Annotated in this window: 25 protein-coding genes and 1 pseudogene; 7 read left to right on the plus strand and 19 right to left on the minus strand. The window is 60.4% G+C overall.

Annotation, left to right across the window (positions count from 1 at the left end):
- The first annotated feature begins 41 nt into the window (after window positions 1–41).
- The 4 genes from K7431_RS10370 to K7431_RS10385 all read left to right on the plus strand — a co-directional run bounded on the left by K7431_RS10370 (window position 42) and on the right by K7431_RS10385 (window position 2,718).
- Window positions 42–770, plus strand: a complete 729-nt coding sequence (locus K7431_RS10370; RefSeq protein WP_015886102.1) for a transporter substrate-binding domain-containing protein — start codon at window positions 42–44, stop codon at window positions 768–770.
- A 129-nt stretch (window positions 771–899) separates the two neighbouring features.
- Window positions 900–1,517 carry a GTP cyclohydrolase II gene (gene ribA / locus K7431_RS10375; RefSeq protein ID WP_015886101.1) on the plus strand — a complete coding sequence of 206 codons (618 nt, stop codon included), beginning with the start codon at window positions 900–902 and terminating at the stop codon, window positions 1,515–1,517.
- Window positions 1,514–1,933 carry a nuclear FMR1 interacting 1 family protein gene (locus K7431_RS10380; RefSeq protein WP_015886100.1) on the plus strand — a complete coding sequence of 140 codons (420 nt, stop codon included), beginning with the start codon at window positions 1,514–1,516 and terminating at the stop codon, window positions 1,931–1,933. The genes ribA and K7431_RS10380 overlap by 4 nt, the downstream gene beginning before the upstream one ends.
- On the plus strand, window positions 1,930–2,718 hold the full coding sequence (locus K7431_RS10385; protein WP_015886099.1) for a cobalamin-binding protein: 789 nt from the start codon (window positions 1,930–1,932) through the stop codon (window positions 2,716–2,718). The genes K7431_RS10380 and K7431_RS10385 overlap by 4 nt, the downstream gene beginning before the upstream one ends.
- A 19-nt stretch (window positions 2,719–2,737) precedes the next feature.
- Here the strand turns inward: K7431_RS10385 and K7431_RS10390 are convergent, their stop codons facing one another.
- The 7 genes from K7431_RS10390 to K7431_RS10420 all read right to left on the minus strand — a co-directional run bounded on the left by K7431_RS10390 (window position 2,738) and on the right by K7431_RS10420 (window position 10,114).
- Complete coding sequence (locus K7431_RS10390; RefSeq protein ID WP_015886098.1) at window positions 2,738–4,633, minus strand: TonB-dependent receptor domain-containing protein; 1,896 nt, start codon at window positions 4,631–4,633, stop codon at window positions 2,738–2,740.
- A 77-nt stretch (window positions 4,634–4,710) separates the two neighbouring features.
- On the minus strand, window positions 4,711–6,609 hold the full coding sequence (gene dxs / locus K7431_RS10395) for a 1-deoxy-D-xylulose-5-phosphate synthase (protein WP_015886097.1): 1,899 nt from the start codon (window positions 6,607–6,609) through the stop codon (window positions 4,711–4,713).
- A 110-nt stretch (window positions 6,610–6,719) separates the two neighbouring features.
- Window positions 6,720–7,607: a polyprenyl synthetase family protein gene (locus K7431_RS10400; protein ID WP_015886096.1), complete on the minus strand. Its 888-nt coding sequence runs from the start codon at window positions 7,605–7,607 to the stop codon at window positions 6,720–6,722.
- A complete protein-coding gene (locus K7431_RS10405; RefSeq protein ID WP_003176346.1) occupies window positions 7,604–7,846 on the minus strand; it encodes an exodeoxyribonuclease VII small subunit in 243 nt (80 codons plus the stop codon). Before K7431_RS10405 ends, K7431_RS10400 begins: the two co-directional genes overlap by 4 nt.
- Before the next feature lie 75 nt (window positions 7,847–7,921).
- Window positions 7,922–9,061: a Fic family protein gene (locus K7431_RS10410; protein WP_015886095.1), complete on the minus strand. Its 1,140-nt coding sequence runs from the start codon at window positions 9,059–9,061 to the stop codon at window positions 7,922–7,924.
- An 89-nt stretch (window positions 9,062–9,150) separates the two neighbouring features.
- On the minus strand, window positions 9,151–9,531 hold the full coding sequence (locus tag K7431_RS10415) for a MerR family transcriptional regulator (protein WP_015886094.1): 381 nt from the start codon (window positions 9,529–9,531) through the stop codon (window positions 9,151–9,153).
- Window positions 9,470–10,114, minus strand: a complete 645-nt coding sequence (locus K7431_RS10420) for an NAD(P)H-dependent oxidoreductase (RefSeq protein ID WP_043205970.1) — start codon at window positions 10,112–10,114, stop codon at window positions 9,470–9,472. Before K7431_RS10420 ends, K7431_RS10415 begins: the two co-directional genes overlap by 62 nt.
- 211 nt (window positions 10,115–10,325) lie before the next feature.
- On the opposite strand from K7431_RS10420, the gene K7431_RS10425 reads away from it, so the two are divergent.
- Together K7431_RS10425 and K7431_RS10430 are read left to right on the plus strand one after the other, a co-directional pair.
- Entirely contained in the window at window positions 10,326–11,408 is a 1,083-nt protein-coding gene (locus K7431_RS10425; RefSeq protein ID WP_015886092.1) for a PDDEXK nuclease domain-containing protein, read from the plus strand.
- A gap of 184 nt (window positions 11,409–11,592) precedes the next feature.
- Window positions 11,593–12,906, plus strand: coding sequence for a sensor histidine kinase (locus tag K7431_RS10430; protein WP_043206336.1), 1,314 nt, complete (start codon window positions 11,593–11,595; stop codon window positions 12,904–12,906).
- Window positions 12,907–12,958: 52 nt separating this feature from the next.
- On the opposite strand, the gene ycaC is transcribed toward K7431_RS10430, so the two are convergent.
- A complete protein-coding gene (ycaC, locus tag K7431_RS10435) occupies window positions 12,959–13,591 on the minus strand; it encodes an isochorismate family cysteine hydrolase YcaC (RefSeq protein ID WP_015886090.1) in 633 nt (210 codons plus the stop codon).
- Between the two features lie 451 nt (window positions 13,592–14,042).
- Here ycaC and K7431_RS10440 point away from each other — a divergent pair, with 451 nt between their 5' ends.
- Entirely contained in the window at window positions 14,043–14,279 is a 237-nt protein-coding gene (locus K7431_RS10440) for a DUF6124 family protein (RefSeq protein ID WP_043205969.1), read from the plus strand.
- A 56-nt stretch (window positions 14,280–14,335) separates the two neighbouring features.
- Here K7431_RS10440 and K7431_RS31095 read toward each other — a convergent pair.
- From K7431_RS31095 to exaC, 11 genes and pseudogenes are all read right to left on the minus strand, one after another.
- Window positions 14,336–14,937, minus strand: a pseudogene (locus tag K7431_RS31095) (Fic family protein); the annotation flags it as partial.
- Between the two features lie 164 nt (window positions 14,938–15,101).
- On the minus strand, window positions 15,102–15,461 hold the full coding sequence (locus K7431_RS31400; RefSeq protein WP_371914028.1) for a DUF4145 domain-containing protein: 360 nt from the start codon (window positions 15,459–15,461) through the stop codon (window positions 15,102–15,104).
- Between the two features lie 236 nt (window positions 15,462–15,697).
- Window positions 15,698–16,474: a LexA family transcriptional regulator gene (locus K7431_RS10450; protein ID WP_015886088.1), complete on the minus strand. Its 777-nt coding sequence runs from the start codon at window positions 16,472–16,474 to the stop codon at window positions 15,698–15,700.
- A 213-nt stretch (window positions 16,475–16,687) separates the two neighbouring features.
- Window positions 16,688–17,215: an inorganic diphosphatase gene (ppa, locus tag K7431_RS10455; protein ID WP_003219382.1), complete on the minus strand. Its 528-nt coding sequence runs from the start codon at window positions 17,213–17,215 to the stop codon at window positions 16,688–16,690.
- A gap of 109 nt (window positions 17,216–17,324) precedes the next feature.
- A complete protein-coding gene (locus K7431_RS10460; RefSeq protein WP_015886087.1) occupies window positions 17,325–18,140 on the minus strand; it encodes a zinc-dependent peptidase in 816 nt (271 codons plus the stop codon).
- A 6-nt stretch (window positions 18,141–18,146) separates the two neighbouring features.
- On the minus strand, window positions 18,147–18,803 hold the full coding sequence (locus tag K7431_RS10465) for a DedA family protein (RefSeq protein WP_043205963.1): 657 nt from the start codon (window positions 18,801–18,803) through the stop codon (window positions 18,147–18,149).
- A gap of 309 nt (window positions 18,804–19,112) precedes the next feature.
- A complete protein-coding gene (locus tag K7431_RS10470; protein ID WP_015886085.1) occupies window positions 19,113–19,571 on the minus strand; it encodes a GNAT family N-acetyltransferase in 459 nt (152 codons plus the stop codon).
- A 92-nt stretch (window positions 19,572–19,663) separates the two neighbouring features.
- Window positions 19,664–20,497: an ethanolamine ammonia-lyase subunit EutC gene (eutC, locus tag K7431_RS10475; RefSeq protein WP_015886084.1), complete on the minus strand. Its 834-nt coding sequence runs from the start codon at window positions 20,495–20,497 to the stop codon at window positions 19,664–19,666.
- Window positions 20,494–21,888 (minus strand): ethanolamine ammonia-lyase subunit EutB, encoded by a 1,395-nt coding sequence (locus tag K7431_RS10480; RefSeq protein ID WP_015886083.1) that lies wholly within the window; start codon window positions 21,886–21,888, stop codon window positions 20,494–20,496. The genes eutC and K7431_RS10480 overlap by 4 nt, the downstream gene beginning before the upstream one ends.
- Before the next feature lie 64 nt (window positions 21,889–21,952).
- Window positions 21,953–23,386, minus strand: a complete 1,434-nt coding sequence (gene eat / locus K7431_RS10485) for an ethanolamine permease (protein ID WP_015886082.1) — start codon at window positions 23,384–23,386, stop codon at window positions 21,953–21,955.
- Between the two features lie 205 nt (window positions 23,387–23,591).
- Window positions 23,592–25,112 (minus strand): acetaldehyde dehydrogenase ExaC, encoded by a 1,521-nt coding sequence (exaC, locus tag K7431_RS10490; protein WP_015886081.1) that lies wholly within the window; start codon window positions 25,110–25,112, stop codon window positions 23,592–23,594.
- Window positions 25,113–25,118: the final 6 nt, after the last annotated feature.

The following is a 25,118-nucleotide window of genomic DNA, read 5'->3' on the forward strand; positions in this document are numbered from 1 at the left end:
ATAGCCTCATACGGATGCAATACCTGTAGGAGGTCATCATTATGGATGTGCACCGCTGGCTGAGGATTCTGCTGTGCTGCGTCGCCCCCTTGGCGCAGGCACAGGAGGCCGCGGTGGCTCCCGGTAAAGTGTCGCTGGCCAGTGAGGCCTGGGATGACTACACCAATGCCGATGGCAGCGGCCTGGCCTGGGACTTATTGCGACAGGTATTTGAGCCTGCTGGGTTCAAGCTGCAAACCCGCTCTGTGCCCTACACCCGCTCGGTTGGCCTGGCCCAGCGCGGCGAGGTGGATGGCTGGGTCGGTTCCTATCCGGGCGAAGTCAAAGGCGTGGTGTACCCGCACTGGCGCTACGATTCCGACCACATTTATGCGCTGGGGCTGGCGACCACACCCACGCCGACCCTGGCCACGCTGGCCAACTACCGCCTGGCGTGGGTGCGCGGCTATAAGTTCGAGGCGTACTTGCCGAATGTACAGCGCTTCAACCAGATCGAACGCCGCGATGGCATCCTGCCGATGCTCCAGCACGGCAGAGCGGACTTTTATATCGACTCCCTCACCGAGTCCAAATTCGTACTCAGCCAGGCGAAAGACCCCACACAGTTTAAGCTCACCCCTGTCGTTGAGTTGCCGCTCTACGTCGGGTTTACCGACAGCGAGCGAGGGCGGGTGTTGGCGGGCGTGTTCGACCAGCGTATGGACGCGTTAGTAAAAAGCGGCGAGCTGAGACCGATTTTCGAGCGCTGGCACCAGGCCTATCCGTTCTAACCTGCATAGAACCAGGACGAAGGCCAATCGAACCGATTGATCTTTATCAGCGATAATTCAGCTTAAGCGTCTGTAGGAACCTGCTGTTACAATGGCCGCCTTTGTAAAAACTGAAATCAGGAGCACACGGTGCCCGTCGTTTTCGTCGCTGCTTCCAAGCTGCCTACCCCTTTTGCCACGTTCACCATGAACGGCTTTCTCGAAGAAGCCACCGGGCGCGAGCACGTTGTGCTTAGCCTGGGCGATATCGCTGATGGCGCGCCGGTACTGGGCCGGGTGCACTCCGAATGCCTGACCGGCGATGCGCTGTTCAGCCAGCGTTGCGACTGCGGTTCGCAACTGGAAGCAGCCATGCGGGCCATCGCCCGTGAAGGCCGGGGCGTGCTGTTGTACTTGCGCCAGGAAGGCCGTGGCATTGGCCTGATGAACAAGATCCGCGCCTATGAGCTGCAAGATGGCGGTGCCGATACCGTCGAGGCCAACGAGCGCCTGGGCTTTGCCGCCGACCAGCGTGACTACGCGATCTGCCTGCCGATGCTGGAGCATCTGGGCGTCAGCTCCCTGCGCCTGATGACCAACAACCCGCGCAAGGTCAAAGCCTTGACCGAGATGGGCATCACGGTGGCCGAGCGCGTGCCGCTGCACACCGGACACAATCCGCACAACAAACTCTACCTGGCCACCAAGGCCAGCAAGCTCGACCACATGATGGGTAACGAGCACCAGGGCGAGGTCGACCGCGCGTGACCCGTGGCCAGGTGAAACGGCGGCTATCCTTCAATTGGTGGCAGTACCTGGCCCTGGCGTTGCTCCCATTGTTTGTGATCAACCTGGTGTTTGGCCAAGCCGAGTCCCTCCTACCCGTGCTGGCCATGCCCTTCTTTATCGCCGGCGTGGCCTCGATGTTCCTCAGCCTGCGTTATTTCAACGGCTATAAACATGCGTTGATCGCCACCTCCAAAGCCCTCGATACTCCCGAAGAACCCGCTGCCTGGATCACCCTGGCGGCCCGTCGGCGCACGGCGTTGCTGATCGCTGCCGTGCCGGCCTGGATCGGTGCGTTGTCGGTGTTCGTCGGCCTGGAAGCGGTGCCGCTGTTCCTGCTGGCGCTGTCGACCGTGGTGCTGTTCTACCTCTATCGCATTCCCCGTCAACTGGGATGAGGTGTCACTGGCTGGCGGTGGTGCTGCTGGCATTCAGTGCCCAGGCGCTGGCGATCGAACGGGTCGTGAGCCTGGCGCCGTCGCTTTCTGAAATCGTGGTCGAACTGGGCGCCGCCGATCTGTTGGTGGGCGTGCTCGACGGCGGCGAGCGCCCGGCGGCGTTGGCGCAAGTGCCGTCGGTGGGGCATTACGGCCAGTTGGACATGGAGCGCCTGCTCAGCCTCAAGCCTGACCTGATCCTGCTCTGGCCTGGCAGTGTCGGCCCCGCCCAGCGTGAGCAGTTGCAGCGCCTGAATATCCCGGTGTACGTCGCCGAACCCCATAGCCTTGAACAACTCACCACTCAGGTCCAGGCCATCGCCGAGCAATTGGATCGCCCTGAGGCCGGACGGCAACTGGCCGCGCAATTGCGCCAACGCCTGGCCGAACTGCGCCAGCGCTATCAGCGTGCCGAGCCGTTGCGGGTGTTTTACCAAGTCTGGAATCAGCCGCTGTACACAGTGGGCGGTGGGCAGATCATCAGCGATGCGCTGACGGTGTGCGGTGCGCGCAATGTGTTCGATGACCTCAAGCTGCCCGCGCCGCAGGTCAATATCGAGTCGGTGCTGCAGCGTAATCCCGAGATGATCCTGGTGGGTGATCAGGCTCAGCAGGAGGCCTGGAAGGTCTGGCCGACGATGGCGGCGCGGGTGCGGTTAGTGCCGGACAAAGGCCTGGAGAGGCCCAGTGGGCAGATGTTGGAGGCGGTGGGGCGGTTGTGTCAGGTGATTGCGCCGAACCTGTGATACCGCCATCGCAGGCACCTCAGCTCTCAGGCGTCCACGTCACCCCAAACATCCACACCCGACCCTCTTCGCGATAATCCTGATTGTTTAAAAAGCCCGGGTCGTTATAGCTGTAACGCGCCCGCGCATAGGACCTGTCCAGCAGGTTATCGACCTTCAGCGACAGCGCCACTTGCCGATTCAGCGCCCAACTGCTGCGCAACCCAAGCAAGGCATAGCCGCCCAGGCGGTGAGTGTTGTCTTCATCGTCATAGCTGCTGCTGATGGCCTGCCAGCTGGCGCCCAGCCCCAGCGTGTCGAATTGCCGATCCAGATCCAGGTTCAACGTCTGCCGCGCCCGGCGGGCCAACGTGTGGCCGCTGTCGCGGTCGCGTGGGTCGATGAGCGACAACCCAAGGTTGCCTTGCCAGCCAAACAGCTCCTGCTTGAGTGCGGCCTCAAAGCCGTTGATACGCGCCGACGCCACGTTCTGCGGCTTGCCGGAGCGGTCGAGGATGATCGCATCGCTCAAGTCGGTGCGGTACAGCGAGGCTTCAAGGCGCGTGCTGTCGCTCAGTTGACTGCGCCATTGCAACTCGTAGCTCTTGGAGGTTTCGGGCTGCAGGTCGGGGTTGCTGTACTGCGTGTCGGGGTAGTACAGGTCGTTGAAGGTCGGCGCGCGGAAGCCTTCGCTGTAGGTCAGCAGCAGGTCGTTGTCCGGGTTGACCGGCACTGTCACGGTGCCGCTCCAGCTGTTCTGCCCGCCGAACTGCTGGTTTTGGTCGCGCCGTAGCCCCAGTTCGGTGGAAAACCACTCGCCATGGAAGCGATGCTGTACGAAGGCGGCGCGGTTCCAGCGGCTGTTTTGGGTGAAGGTGGTGGAGCCGTGGAACCGATCTTCGTACCAGTCGCCGCCGAGTATCAGGCTGTTCTGGTCATTCAGCGTCAGGTCGTTCTGCCAGTTGACCGAATCGCGGTAGGTGTTGAACACGCTGAAGTCATCGCTGAGGGTGTCGCGCTTGGTATCGCGGTTCTCGCTATGGCCCAGCTCCAGGCGCGATTGCCAGTGCTCGTTGAGCGTGGCATCGACATAGCCGCTGGCGCTGCTCACGGCGTAGTCGGTGTAGGGCTTTTGCCCAACTGTTTGCCCGGTGGCGAGGTCGTAGCGGCCGAAGCTGTTGTCGTATTCCGATTTGCCACGGTTATCCAACAGGTTGAAACCCGCCTCCAGCCCATCGCTGAAGGAATGGCTGAGGTTCAGGCTGAGGGACTGGTTGCGGTAGGCATCATGGTCCCCATCGCTGGGGAATGAGGTGTGCGTCGAGTTGATCCCGGCGGTGTCATCCAGGCTCGCCCCCAGGTTGAAACGCGTTTGTTCGTCGCCGCCGGAGAGGCCGAGGCTGCGCTCCCAGGTCTGATGGCTGCCAAACCCGAGTTTCAAGCGCGGCTGTACGCCTGGCTCGGCGTTGCGCCGAGTAAACACCTGGATCACCCCGCCAATCGCATCGCTGCCATAGATCACCGAGCGTGAGCCGCGCAGCACTTCCACCCGTTCGATCTGGTCGACATTGAGGTATTGCAGGCCGCTGTCGCCGGAGGTGGTATTGGCGATGCGCTGGCCGTCCACCAGCACCAGGCTTTGCGCGGATTTGGTGCCACGCATATAAATCCCCGGCAGGCTGCCACGCCCACCGCTGGGCGCGACTTGTACACCGGGCACGCGGCTGAGGAGGTCGGTGAGGCGGGTAGGCTGCAGGCGGTCGATGTCGTCGCGGGTGAACACCGTGTTGGCGGCGCTGCTGTCGTTGCGGGCCTGCACCTGGCGGTTGGCGCTGATGACGACGTTGGGGAGTTTCAGCGCGTCGTCGCGGGTGTCGGCCAGCAGGTCCGGCGCGCAGAGAAGCAGCAAGGGCAGGGCAAGGCGAAGGCGATTCATCGGCTGTCCGTAGCTTCAAACGTGATACATAACCCATGTGGGAGAGGGCAAGCCCCTCCCACCTGTTGAGCCGGTTTCTACAGCGCCAGCAGTGTCATGCGTTCGCGTACTGAGGCTTCAATGCCCGCTTCATCCAACCCACACTCCGCCAGCATCTGCGCCGGCTTGGCGTGTTCGACATACACATCCGGCAAGCCCAGATGCAGCACGGACTTGAGGATATTCTCCCGCGCCAGGAACTCGCTGACCGCCGCACCCGCGCCGCCCATGATGGCGTTTTCTTCGACGGTCACCAGCAGTTCATGGCCGCCGGCGATCTCGCGCACCAAGGCCTCATCCAGGGGTTTGACGAAGCGCATGTCGACCACGGTGGCGTCGATCTTCTCGGCGACCTTCAGTGCTTCGGCCAATTGCACGCCGAACACCAGGAACGCGGTCTTGCTGCCTTGGCGACGCACGATGCCCTTGCCGATCTCGATAGGCTCCAGGTCCTTCTCGATCACGGCATTCGGGCCATTGCCACGCGGGTAGCGCACGGCGGCGGGGCCGTTGTACAAGTGGCCGGTGCTGAGCATCTTGCGCAGTTCGTTCTCGTCGCTCGGCGTCATCACCAGCATGCCGGGGATGCAGCGCAGGTAGGACAGGTCGAAGCTGCCGGCGTGAGTCGGGCCGTCTTCGCCCACCAGGCCGGCGCGGTCGATGGCGAACAGCACGTCGAGGTTCTGCACCGCGACGTCATGCACCAACTGGTCGTAACCGCGTTGCAGGAACGTCGAGTAGATCGCCACCACCGGCTTGGCGCCTTCACAGGCCATGCCGGCGGCGAAGGTCACCGCGTGCTGCTCGGCAATCGCGACGTCGAAGTAGCGCAGCGGGAAACGCTCGCTGAACGCCACCAGGTCGGAGCCTTCCTTCATCGCTGGGGTAATGCCTACCAGGCGTGGGTCGGCAGCGGCCATGTCACACAGCCATTCGCCGAACACACCGGAATACTTCGGCCCGCTGGCCTTTTTCGGCGCAGCGGCGGGAGCGTTCAGTGGGTCGAGCTTGGTGATTGCGTGGTAACCAATCGGGTCGACCTCCGCCGGGGCGAAGCCTTTGCCTTTTTTGGTGACGATATGCAGGAATTGCGGGCCCTTGAGGTCACGCATGTTGCGCAGCGTGGCGATCAGGGTGGGCAAGTCATGGCCGTCGATCGGGCCGATGTAGTTCCAACCCAACTCTTCGAACAGGGTGCCCGGGACCAGCATGCCCTTGGCATATTCTTCGGTGCGCCGGGCAATTTCCCATGCGCCTGGCAGACGCGAGAGCACCTTCTTACTGCCTTCACGCATGCTTGCATACGTGCGGCTGGAGAGGATTTTTGCCAGGTAATTGGACAGGCCGCCGACATTACGCGAGATCGACATGTCGTTGTCGTTGAGGATCACCAGCATGTTGGCGTCCACTTCCGGCGCATGGTTCAGCGCTTCGAAGGCCATGCCGGCGGTCAGCGCGCCGTCACCAATCACGGCAATCGCCTTGCGATCGCTGCCCTGCAGGCGGGCGGCAATCGCCATGCCCAACGCTGCACTGATGGAGGTGCTGGAGTGGCCGACGCCAAAGGTGTCGTATTCGCTCTCGGCGCGGCGCGGGAAGGCGGCAATGCCGTCCTTCTGGCGCAGGGTGCCCATTTGCTCGCGGCGGCCCGTGAGGATTTTGTGCGGATACGCCTGATGGCCCACGTCCCACACCAGCCGGTCATCCGGGGTGTCGAACACGTAATGCAGGGCGATGGTCAGCTCGATGACGCCCAGGCCGGCACCAAAATGCCCACCGGTCTGGCCGACCGTGTAGAGCAATTCCAGGCGCAACTCATCGGCCAGGGTTTCCAGCTCGGCTTCACCCAGTCGACGCAGGCCGACCGGCGTGACAGCACGGTCAAGCAGGGGCGTGGACGGGCGCTTGCGGGGAATCTCTTGAAACGTCGTGGGCATCAGGCGAATCGTTATAGGTATAGAAGAGGCGGCAGTTTACCTCAAGCATCGCAAACTGCCCACGCAGAGCGCCGAACTTGGCCCATATGCGGCCGTAAAGGCCGCGCGTGTCAGTGGCGGCGTTCGACGATATACCGCGCCAGGTCACGCAGTGGCTCTGCCGCCGCGTCGAATGGTCGCAGGGCGTCCAGGGCCTGGTCACGCAGCACCAAGGCATAGGCTTTGGCCGCAGCAAGCCCGAGCAGCGCAGGGTAAGTCGGTTTGTCCCGTGCGATATCGGCGCCCTGGCGTTTGCCCAGGGTTGCGGTGTCACTTTCTACGTCAAGAATGTCGTCCTGCACCTGGAACGCCAGGCCGATGGCCAGCGCGTAGGTCTTCAGCGCCGCCAATTGAGGCGCTTCAGCACGCCCGCTGGCCAGCGCGCCCAAGTGCACGGCGGCTTCGATCAAGGCGCCGGTCTTGTGGCGGTGCATGTGTTCGAGGGCTTGCTGGTCCAGCTTGAGGCTGACCGAACCCATGTCGATCGCCTGCCCGCCCACCATGCCTGCCGGGCCCGCAGCGTGTGCGAGTGCGGTCACCATGCGCAGGCGGAGCTCGGCATTGACGCTGCTCAGCGCCGGGTCCAGCAACGCGCTGAACGCCAGGCTCTGCAAACCGTCACCGGCCAGGATCGCATACGCTTCATCGAAGGCTTTGTGGGTGGTGGGCTGGCCGCGCCGCAAATCGTCGTCGTCCATCGCCGGCAAATCGTCATGCACCAGGGAGTAGGCGTGAATCAGCTCCACCGCGCAGGCCGCGCCGTTCGCCTGTTCGGCCGGCGCACCGAGTGCTTCACAAGCCGCATACGCCAGCAACGGGCGCACACGCTTGCCGCCATTCATCACGCTGTAGCGCATGGCCTCATAGAGGCGCTTCATTTCCGGGCTTGGCGCAACAAACAAGGGTTCCAATGCCGCATTGACCCGGGCTTGGCTACTGGCCTGATACGCGTCGATCATTCGGGCTGTTCCGCATCGAAAGGTTCTTCGGCCAACTCCCCGTCACGTTCCAGCAGTACTTGCACCTTCTGCTCCGCCTGCGCGAGCGCGCTCTGGCAGTCACGGGTCAGGCCGATGCCTTGCTCAAACGCGGTCAACGAGTCTTCCAGCGACAACTCACCGTTCTCCAGACGCTCGACCAGGGTTTGCAGGTCGGCGAGGGATTGTTCGAAATCGAGTGCAACTTTTTTGCGGGCCATGGCGGCTATTCCGGTAGACGGTAAACCGGCGCGACACTAGCAGACATGGGGATTCTGGGCAAATGAGTGGGGGTGTCACCTGTTCGCTGTATTGACTTGATACCGCGTGCTGCGGCCGCCTCCGGGGAGTCGGACCAGGCAGTTCTTTTCCAGCAAATCAGCCAGATGCCGCGTCGCCGTGGCCTTGGACACCTTTGCCACTGCTTGGTACTGCGCCGCGCTGACACCGTGCTCAAAACCCTTTTCACCGCCATCGAGCAGGCGGTTGAGCACCTTGATCTGTTCGGCAGACAACGCGAGGTCGCGGTGCTGCTGCCAGAACCGGCTTTTGTCCAATACCCGGTCAATCCGCACCATGGCTTGCTGCAGGCTGCGCAGCAGGGTCTTGAGGAACCATTCCAGCCAGTCGGTAATATCCAGCGTGGCTTTTTGGCTGGACTCCAACGCTTTGTAATAGCCTGCGCGGTCCTCAAGAATGCTGGCCGACATGGCGTAAAAGCGGATGGCCTGGTGTTCGCCCTGGGCCAACGCCAAGTCGGTGATGGTGCGTGTCAGTCGACCATTACCGTCATCGAACGGGTGTAGCGTGACAAACCAGAAATGCGCCACGCCGGCGCGGACCAGCGGGTCCAGTTCCGGTTGATTCCGGCTGGTTTCGAACCACTCGAGGAAGTCTTCCAGCGCTTGCTCCAGGCCTTTGCGCGGCGGTGCCTCGAAGTGCACCATCGGCCGATCAAGCCGCCCCGACACCACCTGCATCGGCTCATCGCCACGCAATGCTCCAACATTCAGTGCCCGTGCGGCATAACCCGCTTCCGGTGCTGGAAACAGCCAATGATGCCAATTCAAAAGACGGGCGAGGGTAAAGGGCTGGGCGTATTGCTCGGTGGCGTCCATCATAAGATCGGCCAAGCCTTCACTGCGACGGCTGACGCTGGCGTCCTTCAACGGCTCCAGGCCCAGGCGCCGTGCCAGTGATGAGCGTACCGAGCCCACATTCAACTGTTCCCCCTCGATGGCCGAAGAGGTCAGGATGTTTTGCAGCAACGCATCCAGCTCGTTGTGCGCGTTAACCGCCTGGCTGACGGTGCCGAGCATGCCCAGCAGCTTGCCTTGCGCTTGCCCGCACTCACGTAGCAAGGCCGCCAAGCGTCCTGGTTGCCAATGGAAGTGCGGCCAGTCGGGGTGTTGCCAGATCCAGAATGGGTGGTCCATGGGAGGTACCTGGTTGCGTGAGCCGAATAAAAACGTTATTCGGCTCATGTAGCGAGCCGATTGTGCCTCCTATTCGGCTCATCGTCCACTCAGGCAGATGTTGTGGCCGGTTGAGCGCAGCGGCCTTCTGCATCCTTTAGCTGGGCTTCGAACGCAAGCAATCCTGCCTGCGTCTTTTGCAGTGCTGCAATCTGAGTGGCCAATTCGTGTTTCTTCTCGGCGATTGCCTGGTCCGCCCGCTCCCAGGGCAATACATCGCCTACGTGGCCTGCAAGAATCTCCTGCAACTCCTTGAGCTTGAACCCCAATTGCTGCGCGCACTTGATAAACATCAGCAGCTCAACGCTTTGCTCCGAATACACCCGGTATTGCCCCTGGCGTTGCGGCGGCGGCAACAGGCCGATCGCCTCATAGTGACGAATCGCCTTGATGGTGGTGCCCGCCAACTGCGCGGCTTTGCCGATGTACATGAAAACTCCCTTTTTCAAATAGTCCGCCGGCCTGCTTCAGCCACTTCGCCCGATGCGCCGGTGTAGACCCCAGTATCGGCCCGAACATCAAGGTCTTGATTGGCTTGATGCCGCAAAACGCCAGCGTAGTCGCACGCATCTGGTGAATGCCCGGCATGCGATAGACCCAGCGGTAATACCACGGGGGCGTGTCCAGGGTCACTAACAAGTGCGCGGTGCGTCCTTGCAGCAGTTTGTCAGGGAATGCCTTGCCCGCTCGGTATTTGAAGGCAAAACCGGGCAGGAAGATGCGGTCGAGGAAACCCTTCATCAAGGCCGGGATACCGCCCCACCAGATCGGAAAAACAAATACCAGATGAGTCGCCCAGAGGATGTCGGACTGGGCACTGAGCAAATCGGGCTCCAAGGCTTGAATGTCGCTGTAGCCGTTGTGAAGCACCGGGTCGAAAACGAGTTCACCCAGGCGTAGCGCACGTACCTCATGGCCGGCGTTTTTCGCCGATTGGGTGTAGGTGTCTGCGAGGGCCGAACAGAAACTGGTGCTGGAGGGGTGGCCGAGGATGAGCAGGGTGCGATGAGCCACGGAGAGTGTCCTGGAAAAAAAGAGGCTCAGGGTAGGGGCTGCCGTATAGGGGAGAGTCAAGATTTGACGCCGAGAGGGGACGATTTTTAATCGCCAGTAGGACGATTCCGAGTCCTTCGCAAGCGCCTTCCTGATGCGGGCTCTAGCGCTTGTGAGAGCAAAATCCCCTGGCTAGGCTTCCTCCCGTTGCTAATACGAGAGTGAGCCAGGCATGAAAGAGCGATCGATTGGCGTGACCACGGCCCCCGAGGGTTACCACGATTGGCTGGTCGATCTCAAAAGTCGCATTCATACCGCTCAGCAGCGCGCTACGCTGGCGGTAAACCGTGAATTGGTGCTGCTTTACTGGCAGATCGGCAACGATATCCTGACCCGCCAGGCGAAGCAGGGCTGGGGCGCCAAGGTCATTGAGCGCCTTGCGCAGGATCTGCGGGCCGCCTTCCCGGAGATGAGGGGTTTTTCACCGCGTAATCTCAAGTACATGCGCGCTTTTGCGGAGGCTTGGCCAGATGTGGAGTTTGTGCAAGGGGTGCTTGCACAATTGCCTTGGTATCACCAACTTGCGCTTTTGGACAAGCTGCCCGGCCCGGAAACCCGCCGCTGGTACGCCTCCCAGGCAATCAAGCACAACTGGTCTCGCAATGTGCTGGTCATCCAGATTGAGGCCCGCCTGCTGGAGCGCAGCGGCAATGGCGTGAGCAATTTCGAGAGCCATCTGCCCAAGCCTCAATCCGATCTGGCGCGCGAGTCCCTCAAAGATCCTTATCGCTTTGATTTTCTCAGCCTGACTGCGGATGCGCATGAGCGTGATATCGAGAGCGCCTTGATCAAGCACGTCACCGATTTTCTGTTGGAGCTGGGTGCGGGCTTTGCCTTTGTCGGCCGACAAATGCGCCTGGATGTAGGCGGTGACGAGTTTTTTGTCGACCTGCTGTTCTATCACCTGAAGTTGCGCTGCTACGTGGTGATCGAACTCAAGGCCGGCAGGTTCAAGCCTGAGCATCTGGGGCAATTGAGTTTTTACCTTGCGGCCGTGGATGCCCAGTTCCGGCACCCACAGGACGGTCCCACCATCGGCTTGCTGCTGTGCAAGAGCAAAAATAAGGTCGTCGCCGAATACGCTCTGCGTGATCACACTCGGCCTATCGGTGTGGCTGAATATCAACGGGTCGAGTCGTTGCCGGCAGAACTGCAAACCAGCCTGCCTACTATTGAACAGATCGAGCGTGAGTTGGCCGGTGACGGTGCTCCCGTTCAAGAGAAAGAGTCACCCATCCAGGCTGGGAACGAATAATCGCTCAGTGCTTCTAAGCAACGGCTTCATTCACACCGTTTACCGCCGGAGCGCCAAAAAACACAACCAACCCTCGAAGGCTGTCTGACTGAGGCACGGAAATAAGGTTCTCTTCATTTACCTTGCTGCGCCGTGCTTCGCCGAGCATCATTCTTTTCCCTGGACCCGACCGCGACGTATGCAGATGCCTCATCTTCCTGCCCCGCTCCCCGCCAACGAGCAGGAGCGCCTCCGGTCCCTGGAACATCTGGGCATCCTGGACAGCGCGCCTGAACCTGGTTTTGATGACATTGTGTTGCTGGCAACCAACCTGTGCGACGTACCGATTGCGTTGGTATCGCTGGTGGACAAGGAGCGCCAGTGGTTCAAGGCCTGTATCGGCCTCGACGTTCGTGAGACGCACCGCGACCTGGCGTTTTGCGCGCACGCCATCCTGTCTCCCGATGAGGTGCTGGTGGTCGAGGACGCCGCCCTGGACGCGCGTTTCGAACACAGCGCGCTGGTGTTGGGGCCGCCGTATATCCGCTTTTACGCGGGCGCACCGATTCGCGATGATCGTGGTTTTGCACTGGGCACGGTCTGTGTCATCGATACCCGGGCCCGCACGCTGACGGTCGCGCAACACAATGCCTTGTTGGCGCTGGCCCGGCAAACCGCCTCGTTGCTGCAACTGCGTCTGCTCAGTGAACAACGGGAATTGCGTGCCCGGCACCTCGAACACGAACTTGCTCAAGCGCAGGCGCTGGGGCGCCAGGCCGAACAGTTCATGCACCATGCCAAGCGGGTTTCGTCGCTTGGCATGGTGGCGGCCAGCATCGCCCACGACTTCAACAACCTCCTGCAAGCGTTGAGTGCCAGCTTGCAGATGGTGCGATTGCGCGCGCGCCGCCCGGACGACGTCGAGCGCTTCAGCGATGCCGGCCTGCAAGCGGTGGATCAAGGCCGTTTGCTGGTCAATCACCTGCTGACCAGCGTGCGTCACGACAGCCCCAACTTGATGTGCATCGACGTCAATGAGCGCCTTGAAAGCATGCGTGACGTGTTGCTGCGGACTGCCTCGGACGGGGTCGAGCTCTCCCTCGACCTGGCGGCTGCCGGCACCGGTGTGTTGTGCGAAGAGGCACAATTGAGCGCCGCGGTGATCAACCTGCTGGCCAACGCCCGCGATGCCCTGGGCGGCAATGGCCGCGTGCACATCCGCTCACGGCTGGTCAGCGTCGAGCAGGACGAAGCGCTGGCTGCGGGTAATTACCTGCTGCTCAGCATCGCCGACAACGGCCCCGGTATGCACGAGGAACTGGCTGCCCAGGTCTTCGAGCCGTTCTTCACCACCAAATGCGCGGGCAAAGGCACCGGCCTTGGGTTGTCCCAGGTATTGGAGTTCGCCCAACGCGCGGGAGGCACGGTCAAAGTGCAAACCGCCCCAGGCGCCGGCACCACGATGAACCTCTATCTGCGGGCCCTTGGCCGTATCGACACCCACCTGCCCGTCGGCTGAAACGCCGAAAGCCTGCTTTTAAGGGCAGGCTTTCGGTATGCAGCGGTTTACGTCAGTCCTTGCGCGCTGTCAGCGCAGAGTAACCATTCATCAAGTTGCGATAGTTGGGAATACGTTGCGACAACAGATTCCCCAGGCCTTCGATATCGTTGCGCCAGTCGCCCTGCAACTCACACGCTACCGAAAACCAGTTCATCAACTGCGCACCGGCTTGCGTCATCCGGCTCCACGCCGCCTGCTGCACCGTGGTGTTGAAGGTGCCCGACGCATCGGTCACCACAAACACCTCAAACCCCTCCGCCAGCGCCGACAATGTCGGGAACGCTACGCACACATCCGTGACCACACCGGCAATGATGATCTGCTTACGGCCGGTGGCCTTGATCGCCTTGACGAAGTCTTCGTTGTCCCACGCATTGATCTGACCAGGGCGCGCGATGTACGGCGCATCCGGGAACATCTCTTTCAGCTCCGGTACCAGCGGGCCGTTGGGGCCTTGCTCGAAGCTGGTAGTGAGGATCGTCGGCAGGTTGAAGAACTTGGCCAGGTCGGCCAGGGCGAGCACGTTGTTCTTGAACTCGTTGGGCGAGAAGTCCTGGACCAGGGAGATCAGGCCGGTTTGGTGGTCGACCAGCAGAACGATGGCGTCGTCTTTGTTCAAGCGGTTGTAGGTTGCAGTGCTCATGGTTGAATCCTTTTTGTTTAAGTAGGGAAGGGCGTTGCGTTCAACATGGGCATAGATTAATGGGTGGGTGGCGAGGGATAAATCGGGTGAAATAGGTAATACAGTCAACTCATAGGAGACAATGCTTGCATGGCCAGCAGTACCGATCCCTTTCATTTGCAGGACGTTTCCTAGAGAATCCCAGCCGCTTGCGCCAGCAAAATCCCGCGACTAGGCTGCGGTTTGTCACTGCCTATTCAGTGATCGGGTTTAGTCGCCCGGACTTCGCTAGGCGCACGCGCCATCTAAAAGACAGGTGTTTTCTTACCTGCACTTTATGGTGGCTGTGCGCAGGGCACCTTCGGGTGCGCCGGTGCCTAGCGGCCGGTCGACTAACCTGCGTACAGCCGCCACCTCTGCTCGTTTAGTCGCGAAAGGACGGTGGTAATCACCTACCGCTAGAGGTTTTGTTATGGATAAGTTTTTTTCAGATTCGCCGTCATCGGCAGCGACCAACCCATTTACCGTCAATGAAGAGCTGAGCTTCGAGGATGCCTGGGTGCGTGTAGCGGAGTTGCTGCAGTGTGCGGTGGCTACGTCGCAGGTGCTTGGGCAACCGCTGGCTGCGCCGCAGAGGGCTGTGATGCATTTGGTGGAGATGGCGAAGATGGTGGCGGATCGGGCTGTGGAGTGTATGCAGCCTAAGTAAGACAACTTCGCCTGTTCAGCCTTCAACGTTCAGGCGATTCGATCTTTAAGTGCAGCTCAGGCGTATAGCCTGAAGTCGTTGCTGTCGCGAATCAGTAGCTGCATCAGCTTGGGATGAATGAAGAGCTTTTCCTTGCCGATCTGAACCTCTTCTAAAACGCCAATAAAGACCAATTCTTTGAGGTAGCGAGAGGCGGCCTGGCGTTGAGCGATCTGCTTGTCGACGACGTTGCTGATGCGGCAGTAGGGCTGTTCAAAAATCACATCCACTAATTCGCGGGAATAGGTTTTTGGCAGGCGCTCACGGACAAACTGGCTGGTGTGCTCGGATAGGCTGCGAATGGCAGCAATTTTGGCGGTGGTCCATCGAGCGGTTTCTTCCACGGCGGTGAGCATGTACAGCAGCCAGGGCTCCCAGGCTTGTTCGCGCGTGACATCAAGTAGTAGTCGGTAGTAATCGGCTCTATGCGCAATGATGAAATGACTCAGGTGGATAGTGGTCGCTCAGCCAACGATTGGTAACCGTTATGCAGAGTTTTGCGGTAACGCAACGCCTCTTTGGTCGCCGGGTCTGCGTGGTTGGCGCCATCCTGAGCGTGCTGGAAGAGCAAGTCGTCAGTGTAAGCACTCGTGTGGAACGTGTCGTTTTTTTTGGATTTTTGCGACATGTTTCGTGCTTGTGTCGCTGTCAACGACATGTTGAGGACCTACCAGCTTGCAGCGCTCTCATAGGTGTCGGAAAAGTAAGCGCCTTTTAATCGATGCTGCTGACCAACTGGATGATGAGGGCTGGGATCTGACGTGGGATGGTTATCAGGGCCTATCACCAGAAATCTACAACGCGATGGGTGACTACTTTTGGGATGAGTCGGCTTTTGCTGTTGATTATCGGGCGGGTGTACGGTGTTGGCCCAGCGCTTGGATTTGAAAGATTAACCCTCCTACCGAACGACTGGTGATACCCGATAGCCAATGCGCGACCGATCTTTAGCCCATCCATTGCTTCACGATGTTGGGGGCGGAAGCCGTGCGTTGCTCTGTTTCCCTCGACGCGCAGGGTATGGAGCAAACTGTGAATACTCTGATCCAGTTGGATCTCGCGACTGAGCTTGCGCAGTAGATCAGTCTGAGTAGTGTGGGCGTCAAATTCGATACCGGCGTGGCTAGCCAGGTCTTGGACCAAGGTTTCGCCGAGATACGAAATTCTTCAGGCATTAAAAAGCCGGCTTGTGGCCGGCTTCTCGGGGACTGCTTCAGCTTGTTTTTGACAAGCCTCACCAGCCTTCAAATCGCTCAGCCCACATCGCGTCTGGCTGAATAGTAGGGGCATCCGCGGGAACTCCTCCGCTTCGCCGAGCAGGGTGGATAGCGTCAAGCCACCCCCTGCCAAATGTGCGGCGCATAATACCCACATTCATTTCAAATGCCCACCTCCGGATCCGATTTAGAGCCTTCCCAGCCGATTAAATGCTCATCCAGCGGCACGGGCGGGCGACGGTTGTTCAGTGTGGACCACCAGAATACCCAGCCCAGGATCTCGACGTTCTGCTCAAAACGTTGCTCATGAGTCAGGTACTCGTCGGGATGCTCGCCAGCATTGTGGCTGCGCATGCGCAAGCCGCCACCGGGTCGGTTGTAGAGGTACTTGATGCGCAGCATACCGTCGTGCTCTACCGCGTAAATTTCGCCGTCGATGATTTGGGTGCGGCCTCGGTCGATGGCGAGGGTGGCGCCTTGTTGGATGATGTCGATCATGCTGTTGTCGACCATGTAGGCGCCCAGGGCGCGGTCGGGGTTTACGGTGAGGGTCTGGAGGGTGTGCAGGGAGACGCGGATGCGCTCAGTTGAGGTGAATGAAGGGTGGAGGTCGATCTCCACGTCGATTTTTTCCGGGAGACAGGCGGGGCCTGTGAGGTATTTGCCGCTTCCTTCGCGGGTGGTGGGCAGTCCTTTTCGGGTGTCCGGGCCTTCCAGCAGGAAGTTGGCCGGTGGGTGTTTGGGGCCTTCGCCGGTGCGCAGCCAACGGCTGGAGATGCACAGCAGTTCTGCGATCTCGTTGAGTCGACCCATGGGTACACCGCGCTTGAACCAGTTGTTCACGTGTTGAGGCGTGACACCACGGTTTTTGGCGAAGTCGGAGGCGGAAAGATGAACTTCCCGCAGTAGCGCTTTTAAACGATCACCTGATGTATTCATAAACGCAGAGTTTACTGGCCGGGAATACAGATCAAATAAACCATGCGTTGAGTTGCGGTTGTAGGTCTTTGCTTAGTTGTAGCTTGATACTTCGGATTTTGAATGAAGTTAAACAGTGTTTGCAAAACATTGAACTTGTCGTTTAGCGTTTCCCACAAAAAAGCCCCGAATGATCGGGGCTTTTTCAATTGCCGAAGCAATGAGGAACCGGTATCAGCCTTTGTAGGCAGCAACCGACTTCAGGATCTCGGCGCGGGCGGCGTCTGCGTTGCCCCAACCGTCGATCTTCACCCATTTGCCTTTTTCGAGGTCTTTGTAGTTCTCGAAGAAGTGCTTGATCTGTTCCAGCAGCAGTGGCGGCAGGTCGGTGTATTCCTTCACGTCGACGTACAGCTGGGACAGCTTGTCGTGAGGGACCGCGATCACTTTGGCATCGCCGCCGCCGTCGTCGGTCATGTTCAGGATGCCGACTGGGCGTGCGCGGATAACCGAGCCTGGAGTAACCGGATAAGGGGTTACGACCAGCACGTCGAGGGGGTCACCGTCGTCAGCCAGGGTGTTAGGGATAAAACCGTAGTTGGCCGGGTAGAACATCGGGGTGGCCATGAAACGGTCAACGAACAGGCAGTCGCTGTCTTTGTCGATTTCGTATTTGATCGGCGCGTGGTTGGCCGGAATCTCGATGGCGACGTAGATGTCGTTCGGCAGGTCTTTGCCAGCCGGAATCTTGCTGTAGCTCATTGGGCGTTGCCCCCGTTAGTTGGCCAAGAAACTTGGCCGGATTGGCCTAAAAGTGGCGGCGATTATAGGCACATTCCGCCGCCGATGCCATGCGCCAGACGTCGTACGGTCATTCGCCCTGCGACTGATAACGCGGGTCGTCGGCTTGCAGTCGAGTAAGGCGGGCCAGGGGATCCTGGCGATAAAAGCGGCTCAGTTGGGCGTACACCTGTGGATAACGACTGACCAGTAAATCCGGGGCGCTGAAAAAATACTCGCTGGTGACGGCAAAGAATTCCGCCGGGTTTTCAGCGGCGTAGGGGTCGATCTCAGTGTCAGCGTCCGGGTTGTCGTCCAACTGGCGATTGAGGTCGTCGTAGGCGCTTTGCATCACGCTGGCCCATTCCTGCACGCGCATGTCGTTGTGCAGCGGCGGCAGGCCGTTGGCGTCGCCGTTGAGCATGTCGAGCTTGTGTGCCAGTTCGTGGATGACCAGGTTGTAGCCTTCCCAGTTGCCGCTGGCGAGCACGCCGGGCCAGGCGAGGATCACCGGGCCTTGTTGCCAGGCTTCGCCGCTGTGTTCGCCGTCCCATTCGTGCTCGATGCCGCTGCTGTCGCGATGGCGCTGAGGGCTGACGAAGTCGTCGGGGTACAGCACGATTTCGTGAAAGCCCTGGTACCAGTCAAGGTCGCCGAGGTTCATCAGCGGCAGTTGCGCCTGGGCGGCGAGCAGCAGGCGTTGTTCCTGGTGCAGCTCAACGCCGGGCAGGGCGGTCAGGTGCTTTTCGGCGAGGAACACCACGCAGGCTTCGCGCAGCCACTGGTCCTGCTCGGGGCTGATGCCGTCGAGGAAGGTCAGGTGGTGGCGCACCCGTTGCCAGGTGTCCTCGGCAATCGGGTGCTTGGCCAGCAAGCGCCGGCGACGCCAGGCGCTGAGGGACCACATCGCAGGTTACTGCGGCTTGGCTTCGGAGGACGCGCGGCCAAAACGGCTGCGGAACACGCCAATAATCATCGGCACCAGCGACAGCAGGATGATGAACACCACCAGCAACGACAGGTTTTTCTTGATGAACGGTACGTTGCCGAAGAAGTAGCCCAGGGTCACCAGGCCGCCGACCCACAGAATGGTGCCGAGCACGCTGAACCCGAAGAACCGCGCGTAGGGCATTTTCGCGATACCGGCAACGAACGGTGCAAAGGTGCGCAGGATCGGCAGGAAGCGCGCCAACGTCACGGTTTTGCCGCCGTGCTTGTCGTAGAAATCGTGGGTTTTTTGCAGGTAGTCGCGACGGAAGATTTTCGAGTTCGGGTTGTTGAACAAGCGTTCGCCCAGCGTTCGCCCGATCACGTAGTTGGTACTGTCGCCCAGGATCGCCGCCAGCATCAACAAGCCGCCGAGCAGGACCGGGTCCATGCCGCCACCTGCCGCCACGGCGCCGGCGATGAACAGCAACGAATCACCCGGCAGGAACGGCATGACCACCAGGCCGGTTTCGCAAAAGATGACCAGAAACAGAATGGCGTAGATCCACGGACCGTAATTGGTTACCAGCAGGTCGAGGTACACATCGAGATGCAGGATAAGGTCGAGCGGGTTGAAATCCATGGATGGCACCTGTGTGAATGGCCCGGCTCAGCAGGCCTGTGCGGAAGCTCGGGTAATAAGGCTACAAGTGTATGCCGCATTTCTTACAACCCTGAAAGGTCCGCATTATACGGATTGAGTCGTGAAAAGCGTGTTGGTTTTGTAGCGGGGGATGTCGTGGTACTCGGGCTTGCAAGCGCTGCAGGGCTAAATGTGGGAGGGGGCTGTCCCCCGATGAGGCAGTGCCAGTTACAAATTGGCTGACTGACACACTGCTATCGGGGGCAAGCCCCCTCCCACATGAGGTTTGAGGTGTTTGGGCTGCCGCGATCAATCCTCACTGATCGGCAGCGTGTAGTTCTTGAATTCGGTGTCTTCGCGAAACCCGATCGACTCATAGGTTTTCTGCGCCACTTCGTTGTCACTGCTGGTCGACACCCGCAGCCGCACCGCGTGGGTTTCCTTGGCCATCTTCTTCGCCGTGCGCATCAGGTTATCCGCCACCAGTTGCCGGCGAGCATCCTCCGCCACATAGATGTCATTGAGGATCCACACCCGCTTGAGCGACAACGACGAAAAGCTTGGGTACAGCTGGCAAAAGCCCAGCAACTTCTTGTCGTCATCATCGGCCAGGGCCAGGTAAATCACCGACTCCTTGCGGCGCAGGCGTTTTTCCAGAAAGCCCCGCGATGAGTCCGGGAAGGGCAAGGCGCCGTAGAACTCACGGTATTTGACGAACAGCGGGGTCAACAGGTCCAGGTGTTCCAGGGTCGCTTGAGTAATCCGCATGCCAGGCCTCAACTTCCAAATGGGGTATGACCACACGAGCGGCCGTGACTCGATGCTGCCTAAAGGCACGAAAAAGCGCAATCGTGCCGCAATCAGTCATCCGGTGAACTGAGCAGGAAATTGCCTTTCATCAGGTCAGGATCATCGGATTCGAGGGTCTGGACCTGCGCCTCGTCCTTGAGATTGACCCCCGACAGTTGCCGCCGACACGCCTCTCGCATCAAGTAAAGCAGGCGGTGGGCCGCCATGCCGTAGCTCAAGCCTTCCAGGCGTACGTTGGAGATGCAATTGCGATAGGCATCAGTAAGGCCGACCTTGGGGTTGTAGGTGAAATACAGGCCCAGGCTGTCCGGCGAGCTGAGCCCAGGCCGCTCGCCGATCAGGATCACCACCATCTTGGCACCGAGCAATTGCCCGATTTCATCCGCCACTGCTACGCGGCCTTGTTCCACCAGGATCACTGGCGACAAGGACCACCCTTCAGCGTGGGTTTGTTCCTCCATGCGCGTCAGAAACGGCAAGGTATGTTTATGCACGGCCAGTGCCGATAAACCATCGGCCACGACCACTGCCAAGTCCACGCCGCCGGGATTGGCTGAGGCGTGGTCACGCAAGGCCTGGGCCGATTCATCGCTGAGGCGCCGCCCCAGGTCCGGGCGTTGCAGGTAGCTGTGCCGGTCGGCAGCAGCGCTGTGCAGCAGCAGGCTGTCGCGGCCGCGTTCGGCCAATTGGCTGCTGAGGCCTGCAGGGTCAAAGGGTAAATGCACCGCGTCCCGCGCCTGAGCGTGGGCGAATTGAAAATCCAGCTGCGCGTTGGTGGGGATACTGGTGCCGGTGCGGCCCAGGGCGATACGGGCTGGCGTCAGGCGGCGCAGTTCCAGCCAGGGGTTATCAGGCAGGTCGAGTTGCACAGGCGGCTCCTTCATCCCAATTGCGCCAAGGCTTGGCGAAACGCCGGTGGCAGGCTGTTGCCGAAGTGCACCTTGCCGTCGGCTTGCGTGAAGATGCCCATTTTCGCCAACCACTGCTCAAACTCCGGCGCCGGCTTCAACCCCAAGGTCTGGCGGGCGTACAAGGCGTCGTGGAACGAGGTGGTCTGGTAGTTGAGCATGATGTCGTCGGAGCCGGGAATGCCCATGATGAAGTTGATCCCGGCCACGCCCAGCAGGGTCAGCAGGGTGTCCATGTCATCCTGGTCGGCTTCGGCGTGGTTGGTGTAACAGATGTCGCAGCCCATCGGCACGCCGAGCAGCTTGCCGCAGAAGTGGTCTTCAAGGCCGGCGCGGATGATTTGCTTGCCGTTGTACAGGTACTCCGGCCCGATAAAGCCCACCACGGTGTTCACCAGGAACGGCTTGAAGTGCCGAGCCACCGCATAGGCGCGGGTTTCGCAGGTTTGCTGGTCGACACCAAAGTGCGCATTGGCCGACAAGGCGCTGCCCTGGCCGGTCTCGAAATACATCAGGTTCTGGCCCAACGTGCCGCGATTGAGGCTCAGACCCGCTTCGTAACCCTCCTGCAGCACGCTCAGGCTGATGCCGAAACTGGCGTTGGCCGCCTCCGTGCCGGCAATCGACTGGAACACCAGGTCCAGCGGCACGCCACGGTTGATCGCTTCGATGGACGTGGTGACGTGGGTGAGTACACAGGCCTGGGTCGGGATTTCGTAGCGCTGGATGATCGCGTCGAGCATTTCCAGCATGGCGCAGATCGAGGCGATGCTGTCGGTGGCCGGGTTGATGCCGATCATGGCGTCGCCGTTGCCATACAACAGGCCGTCGAGAATGCTCGCGGCGATGCCTGCCGGTTCGTCCGTCGGGTGGTTGGGCTGCAGGCGTGTGGATAAACGTCCGCGGAGGCCCAGGGTGCCGCGAAATTGCGTGACCACGCGGATCTTCTGCGCCACCAACACCAGGTCCTGGACGCGCATGATCTTCGACACGGCGGCGGCCATTTCCGGTGTCAGTCCTGGCGCCAAGGCGCGTAGGGCGTGTTCATCGGCCGCGTCGCTGAGCAGCCAGTCGCGCAGGCCGCCGACGGTCAGGTGGCTGACGGCGGCAAATGCCTGTTTATCGTGGGTGTCGATGATCAGGCGGGTGACTTCATCGCTTTCATAGGGGATCAGCACTTCTTGCAGAAAGTGTTTCAGCGGGATATTCGCCAACGCCATCTGCGCTGCCACCCGCTCACCGTCGTTCTGTGCGGCCACGCCGGCGAGAAAGTCTCCGGAACGCGCGGGGCTGGCCTTGGCCATCACGTCCTTGAGGCTGTCGAAGCGGTAGGTTTGAGCACCCACCGCGTGGGAAAAGCTTGCCATACAGTGTCTCCTTGATGGCGCGGGCCCACTGTGAGAATGGCACCCGCGTCGAGGTTTACGGCATCTAGTGCAGGGCGGCCTCTGCGGCCTGGATCGCCGCGAATTCCTCTTCGGGCGTACCCGCTACCAAGTGATGCCGGCTGTAGAAAGCAAAGTAAGCAATTAATACTCCATAGATGATCGCGGCGCCAATCACCACGCGCGGATCCACCAGAAAGCCCGCCACTACGGCCACGCAGGCCAGTACCAGCGCAATGCCCGAGGTGAAAATACCGCCCGGCGTGCGGTACGGACGATCCATTTTGGGGCGACGGATGCGCAAGGTGATGTGCGCGGCCATCATCAGCACATAGGAAATGGTCGCGCCGAACACCGCTACCAGGATCAGCAGGTCACCCTGGCCGGTCAGCGACAGGCCAAAGCCGATGATGCCGGGGATCACCAGGGCCAGCACGGGTGCCTTGCTTTTATTGGTCTGGGACAGTTTGCGCGGCAGGTAGCCGGCGCGGGACAGGGCGAAGATCTGCCGCGAATAGGCGTAGATGATCGAGAAAAAGCTCGCGATAAGCCCTGCCAGGCCGACCAGGTTGACGAAGCTGCCCATCCAGGTCGAGCCGCCGTAGGCCAAGGCCAGCGCTTCAACCAGCGGGTTGCCGGACTTGATCAGCGCATAAGTGCCGGCGCCCCCTGGAGCAATCACCAGGATCAGCAGGGCAAAACTGGTCAGCACCACAATGGCGCCGATCAAGCCGCGCGGCAGGTCGCGCTTCGGGTTCTTGGTCTCTTCGGCGGCCAGGGGCACACCCTCTACCGCCAGGAAAAACCAGATGGCATACGGAATCGCCGCCCACACACCCACGTAGCCGAAGGGCAGGAAAGTGCTGGCGCCCTTGGCCTCGCTCACCGGGATATCCAGCAGGTTGGCGACGTTGAAGTGCGGCACCATGGCGACCAGGAATACCCCCAGCGCAATCGCAGCAACGGCCGTAATCACAAACATCAGCTTCAAGGCTTCGCCGACACCGAAGATGTGGATGCCGATAAAAATGATGTAGAACGCCAGGTAAATCATCCAGCCGCCGATGCCGAACAGCGATTCGCAATAGGCGCCGATAAACACCGCGATGGCGGCGGGGGCGATGGCGTATTCGATCAGGATGGCCGTGCCCGTGAGGAACCCACCCCAGGGGCCGAAGGCGCTGCGGGCAAAGCCGTAGCCACCGCCGGCGGTGGGGATCATGGACGACAGTTCGGCGAGGGAAAAACACATGCACAGGTACATGGTGGCCATCAGCAAGGTGGCCAGGAACATCCCGCCCCAGCCACCTTGGGCCAGGCCGAAGTTCCAACCGGCGTAGTCACCGGAGATCACGTAGGCAACACCAAGGCCGACTAACAGCACCCAGCCGGCGGCGCCTTTTTTCAATTCGCGTTGTTGGAAGTATTGGGAGTCGACTTTTTCAAAGTCGACGGATGAACTTGTAGGTTCGCTAGGCATGTGAAAGTACCTTTCGTTGTTATTTTTTTAGTTCGGCATCTTTGTGCCGGATGCACTTCGCAAGTACTTATGAAGATCTAAAACGGTGGGAGGGGGCTTGCCCCCGATGGCGGTGGATCAGTTAAAAAGTTAGGGGCTGACACACTGCAATCGGGGCAAGCTCCTCCCACATTTGATTGCATTTCAAATGTGGGAGGCGGGTTAGTTAAAAGAAGCCCAGTGGATTAATGTCGTAACTCACCAGCAAGTTCTTGGTCTGCTGGTAGTGATCCAACATCATCTTGTGGGTTTCACGCCCCACGCCGGACTTCTTGTAGCCACCGAATGCGGCATGCGCCGGGTACAGGTGGTAGCAGTTGGTCCACACGCGGCCCGCCTTGATCGCCCGGCCCATGCGGTAGGCGCGGTTGATGTCGCGGGTCCACACCCCGGCGCCCAGGCCGAACTCAGTGTCGTTGGCAATGGCCAGGGCTTCGGCTTCGTCCTTGAAGGTGGTGATGCTCACCACCGGGCCGAAGATTTCTTCCTGGAACACGCGCATTTCATTGGTGCCCTTGAGCAGGGTCGGCTGGATGTAATAGCCGCCGGCCATATCGCCGGTGAGCTTCTCGACCTTGCCGCCGGTCAGCAGTTGCGCGCCTTCGCCCTTGGCGATTTCCAGGTAGGACAGGATCTTGTCGAACTGCTGCTCGGACGCCTGGGCGCCGACCATGGTGTCGGTGTCGAGCGGGTCGCCACGTTTGATCGACTCGATCTTCTTCATCACCACTTTCATGAAGTCGTCGTAGATCGACTCTTCCACCAGTGCGCGGGACGGGCAGGTGCACACTTCACCTTGGTTGAAGAACGCCAGCACCAGGCCTTCGGCAGCCTTTTCGATGAACGACGGTTCGGCCTTCATGATGTCGGCAAAGAAGATGTTCGGCGACTTGCCGCCCAGCTCCACCGTCGACGGAATAATATTCTCGGCCGCCGCATGCATGATGTGCGAGCCCACTGGCGTGGAACCGGTGAAGGCAATCTTGGCGATGCGTTTGCTGGTGGCCAGGGCTTCGCCGGCTTCTCTACCGAAACCGTGCACCACGTTCAGTACGCCCGGTGGCAGCAGGTCGCCGATTAATTCCATCAGCACGTTGATGCCCAGCGGGGTTTGCTCGGCAGGCTTGAGCACCACGCAGTTACCGGCGGCCAGGGCCGGGGCAAGCTTCCATGCCGCCATCAGCAGCGGGAAGTTCCACGGGATGATCTGGCCAACCACGCCCAGTGGCTCATGGAAGTGATAGGACGCGGTGTGTTCATTGATTTCGGCGCTGGTGCCTTCCTGGGCACGGATGCAACCGGCGAAATAGCGGAAGTGGTCGGCCGCCAGCGGAATGTCGGCGTTGAGGGTTTCACGCACGGCCTTGCCGTTGTCCCAGGTTTCGGTAATGGCCAGCAGTTCGAGGTTCTGTTCGATGCGGTCGGCGATTTTCAGCAGGACCAGCGAGCGGTCCTGGGCCGAGGTCTTGCCCCAGGCGTCGGCGGCGGCATGGGCGGCGTCCAGGGCTTTGTCGATGTCTTTGGCCGTGGAGCGCGGGAATTCGGCGATGGGCTTGCCGTTGACCGGCGAGGTATTGGTGAAGTAGTTGCCATCGACCGGCGCAACGAACTCGCCACCGATGTAGTTGCCGTACTTGGCCTTGAACGAAACGATGGCGCCTTCAGTACCGGGGTGTGCGTAACGCATGGTGGG

The organism is Pseudomonas fluorescens group sp., assembly GCF_020093335.1.
GTDB classification, from domain to species: Bacteria; Pseudomonadota; Gammaproteobacteria; order Pseudomonadales; family Pseudomonadaceae; genus Aquipseudomonas; species Aquipseudomonas petroselini.

Coding starts and splice junctions, on each gene's coding strand:
- K7431_RS10370 (WP_015886102.1), top strand. CDS start 42: ATGGATGTGCACCGCTGGCTGAGGATTCTGCTGTGCTGCGTCGCCCCC.
- K7431_RS10385 (WP_015886099.1), top strand. CDS start 1,930: ATGAGGTGTCACTGGCTGGCGGTGGTGCTGCTGGCATTCAGTGCCCAG.
- K7431_RS10390 (WP_015886098.1), bottom strand. CDS start 4,633: ATGAATCGCCTTCGCCTTGCCCTGCCCTTGCTGCTTCTCTGCGCGCCG.
- dxs (WP_015886097.1), bottom strand. CDS start 6,609: ATGCCCACGACGTTTCAAGAGATTCCCCGCAAGCGCCCGTCCACGCCC.
- K7431_RS10400 (WP_015886096.1), bottom strand. CDS start 7,607: ATGATCGACGCGTATCAGGCCAGTAGCCAAGCCCGGGTCAATGCGGCA.
- K7431_RS10405 (WP_003176346.1), bottom strand. CDS start 7,846: ATGGCCCGCAAAAAAGTTGCACTCGATTTCGAACAATCCCTCGCCGAC.
- K7431_RS10410 (WP_015886095.1), bottom strand. CDS start 9,061: ATGGACCACCCATTCTGGATCTGGCAACACCCCGACTGGCCGCACTTC.
- K7431_RS10415 (WP_015886094.1), bottom strand. CDS start 9,531: ATGTACATCGGCAAAGCCGCGCAGTTGGCGGGCACCACCATCAAGGCG.
- K7431_RS10425 (WP_015886092.1), top strand. CDS start 10,326: ATGAAAGAGCGATCGATTGGCGTGACCACGGCCCCCGAGGGTTACCAC.
- K7431_RS10430 (WP_043206336.1), top strand. CDS start 11,593: ATGCCTCATCTTCCTGCCCCGCTCCCCGCCAACGAGCAGGAGCGCCTC.
- ycaC (WP_015886090.1), bottom strand. CDS start 13,591: ATGAGCACTGCAACCTACAACCGCTTGAACAAAGACGACGCCATCGTT.
- K7431_RS10440 (WP_043205969.1), top strand. CDS start 14,043: ATGGATAAGTTTTTTTCAGATTCGCCGTCATCGGCAGCGACCAACCCA.
- K7431_RS10450 (WP_015886088.1), bottom strand. CDS start 16,474: ATGAATACATCAGGTGATCGTTTAAAAGCGCTACTGCGGGAAGTTCAT.
- ppa (WP_003219382.1), bottom strand. CDS start 17,215: ATGAGCTACAGCAAGATTCCGGCTGGCAAAGACCTGCCGAACGACATC.
- K7431_RS10460 (WP_015886087.1), bottom strand. CDS start 18,140: ATGTGGTCCCTCAGCGCCTGGCGTCGCCGGCGCTTGCTGGCCAAGCAC.
- K7431_RS10465 (WP_043205963.1), bottom strand. CDS start 18,803: ATGGATTTCAACCCGCTCGACCTTATCCTGCATCTCGATGTGTACCTC.
- K7431_RS10470 (WP_015886085.1), bottom strand. CDS start 19,571: ATGCGGATTACTCAAGCGACCCTGGAACACCTGGACCTGTTGACCCCG.
- eutC (WP_015886084.1), bottom strand. CDS start 20,497: ATGAAGGAGCCGCCTGTGCAACTCGACCTGCCTGATAACCCCTGGCTG.
- K7431_RS10480 (WP_015886083.1), bottom strand. CDS start 21,888: ATGGCAAGCTTTTCCCACGCGGTGGGTGCTCAAACCTACCGCTTCGAC.
- eat (WP_015886082.1), bottom strand. CDS start 23,386: ATGCCTAGCGAACCTACAAGTTCATCCGTCGACTTTGAAAAAGTCGAC.
- exaC (WP_015886081.1), bottom strand. CDS start 25,112: ATGCGTTACGCACACCCCGGTACTGAAGGCGCCATCGTTTCGTTCAAG.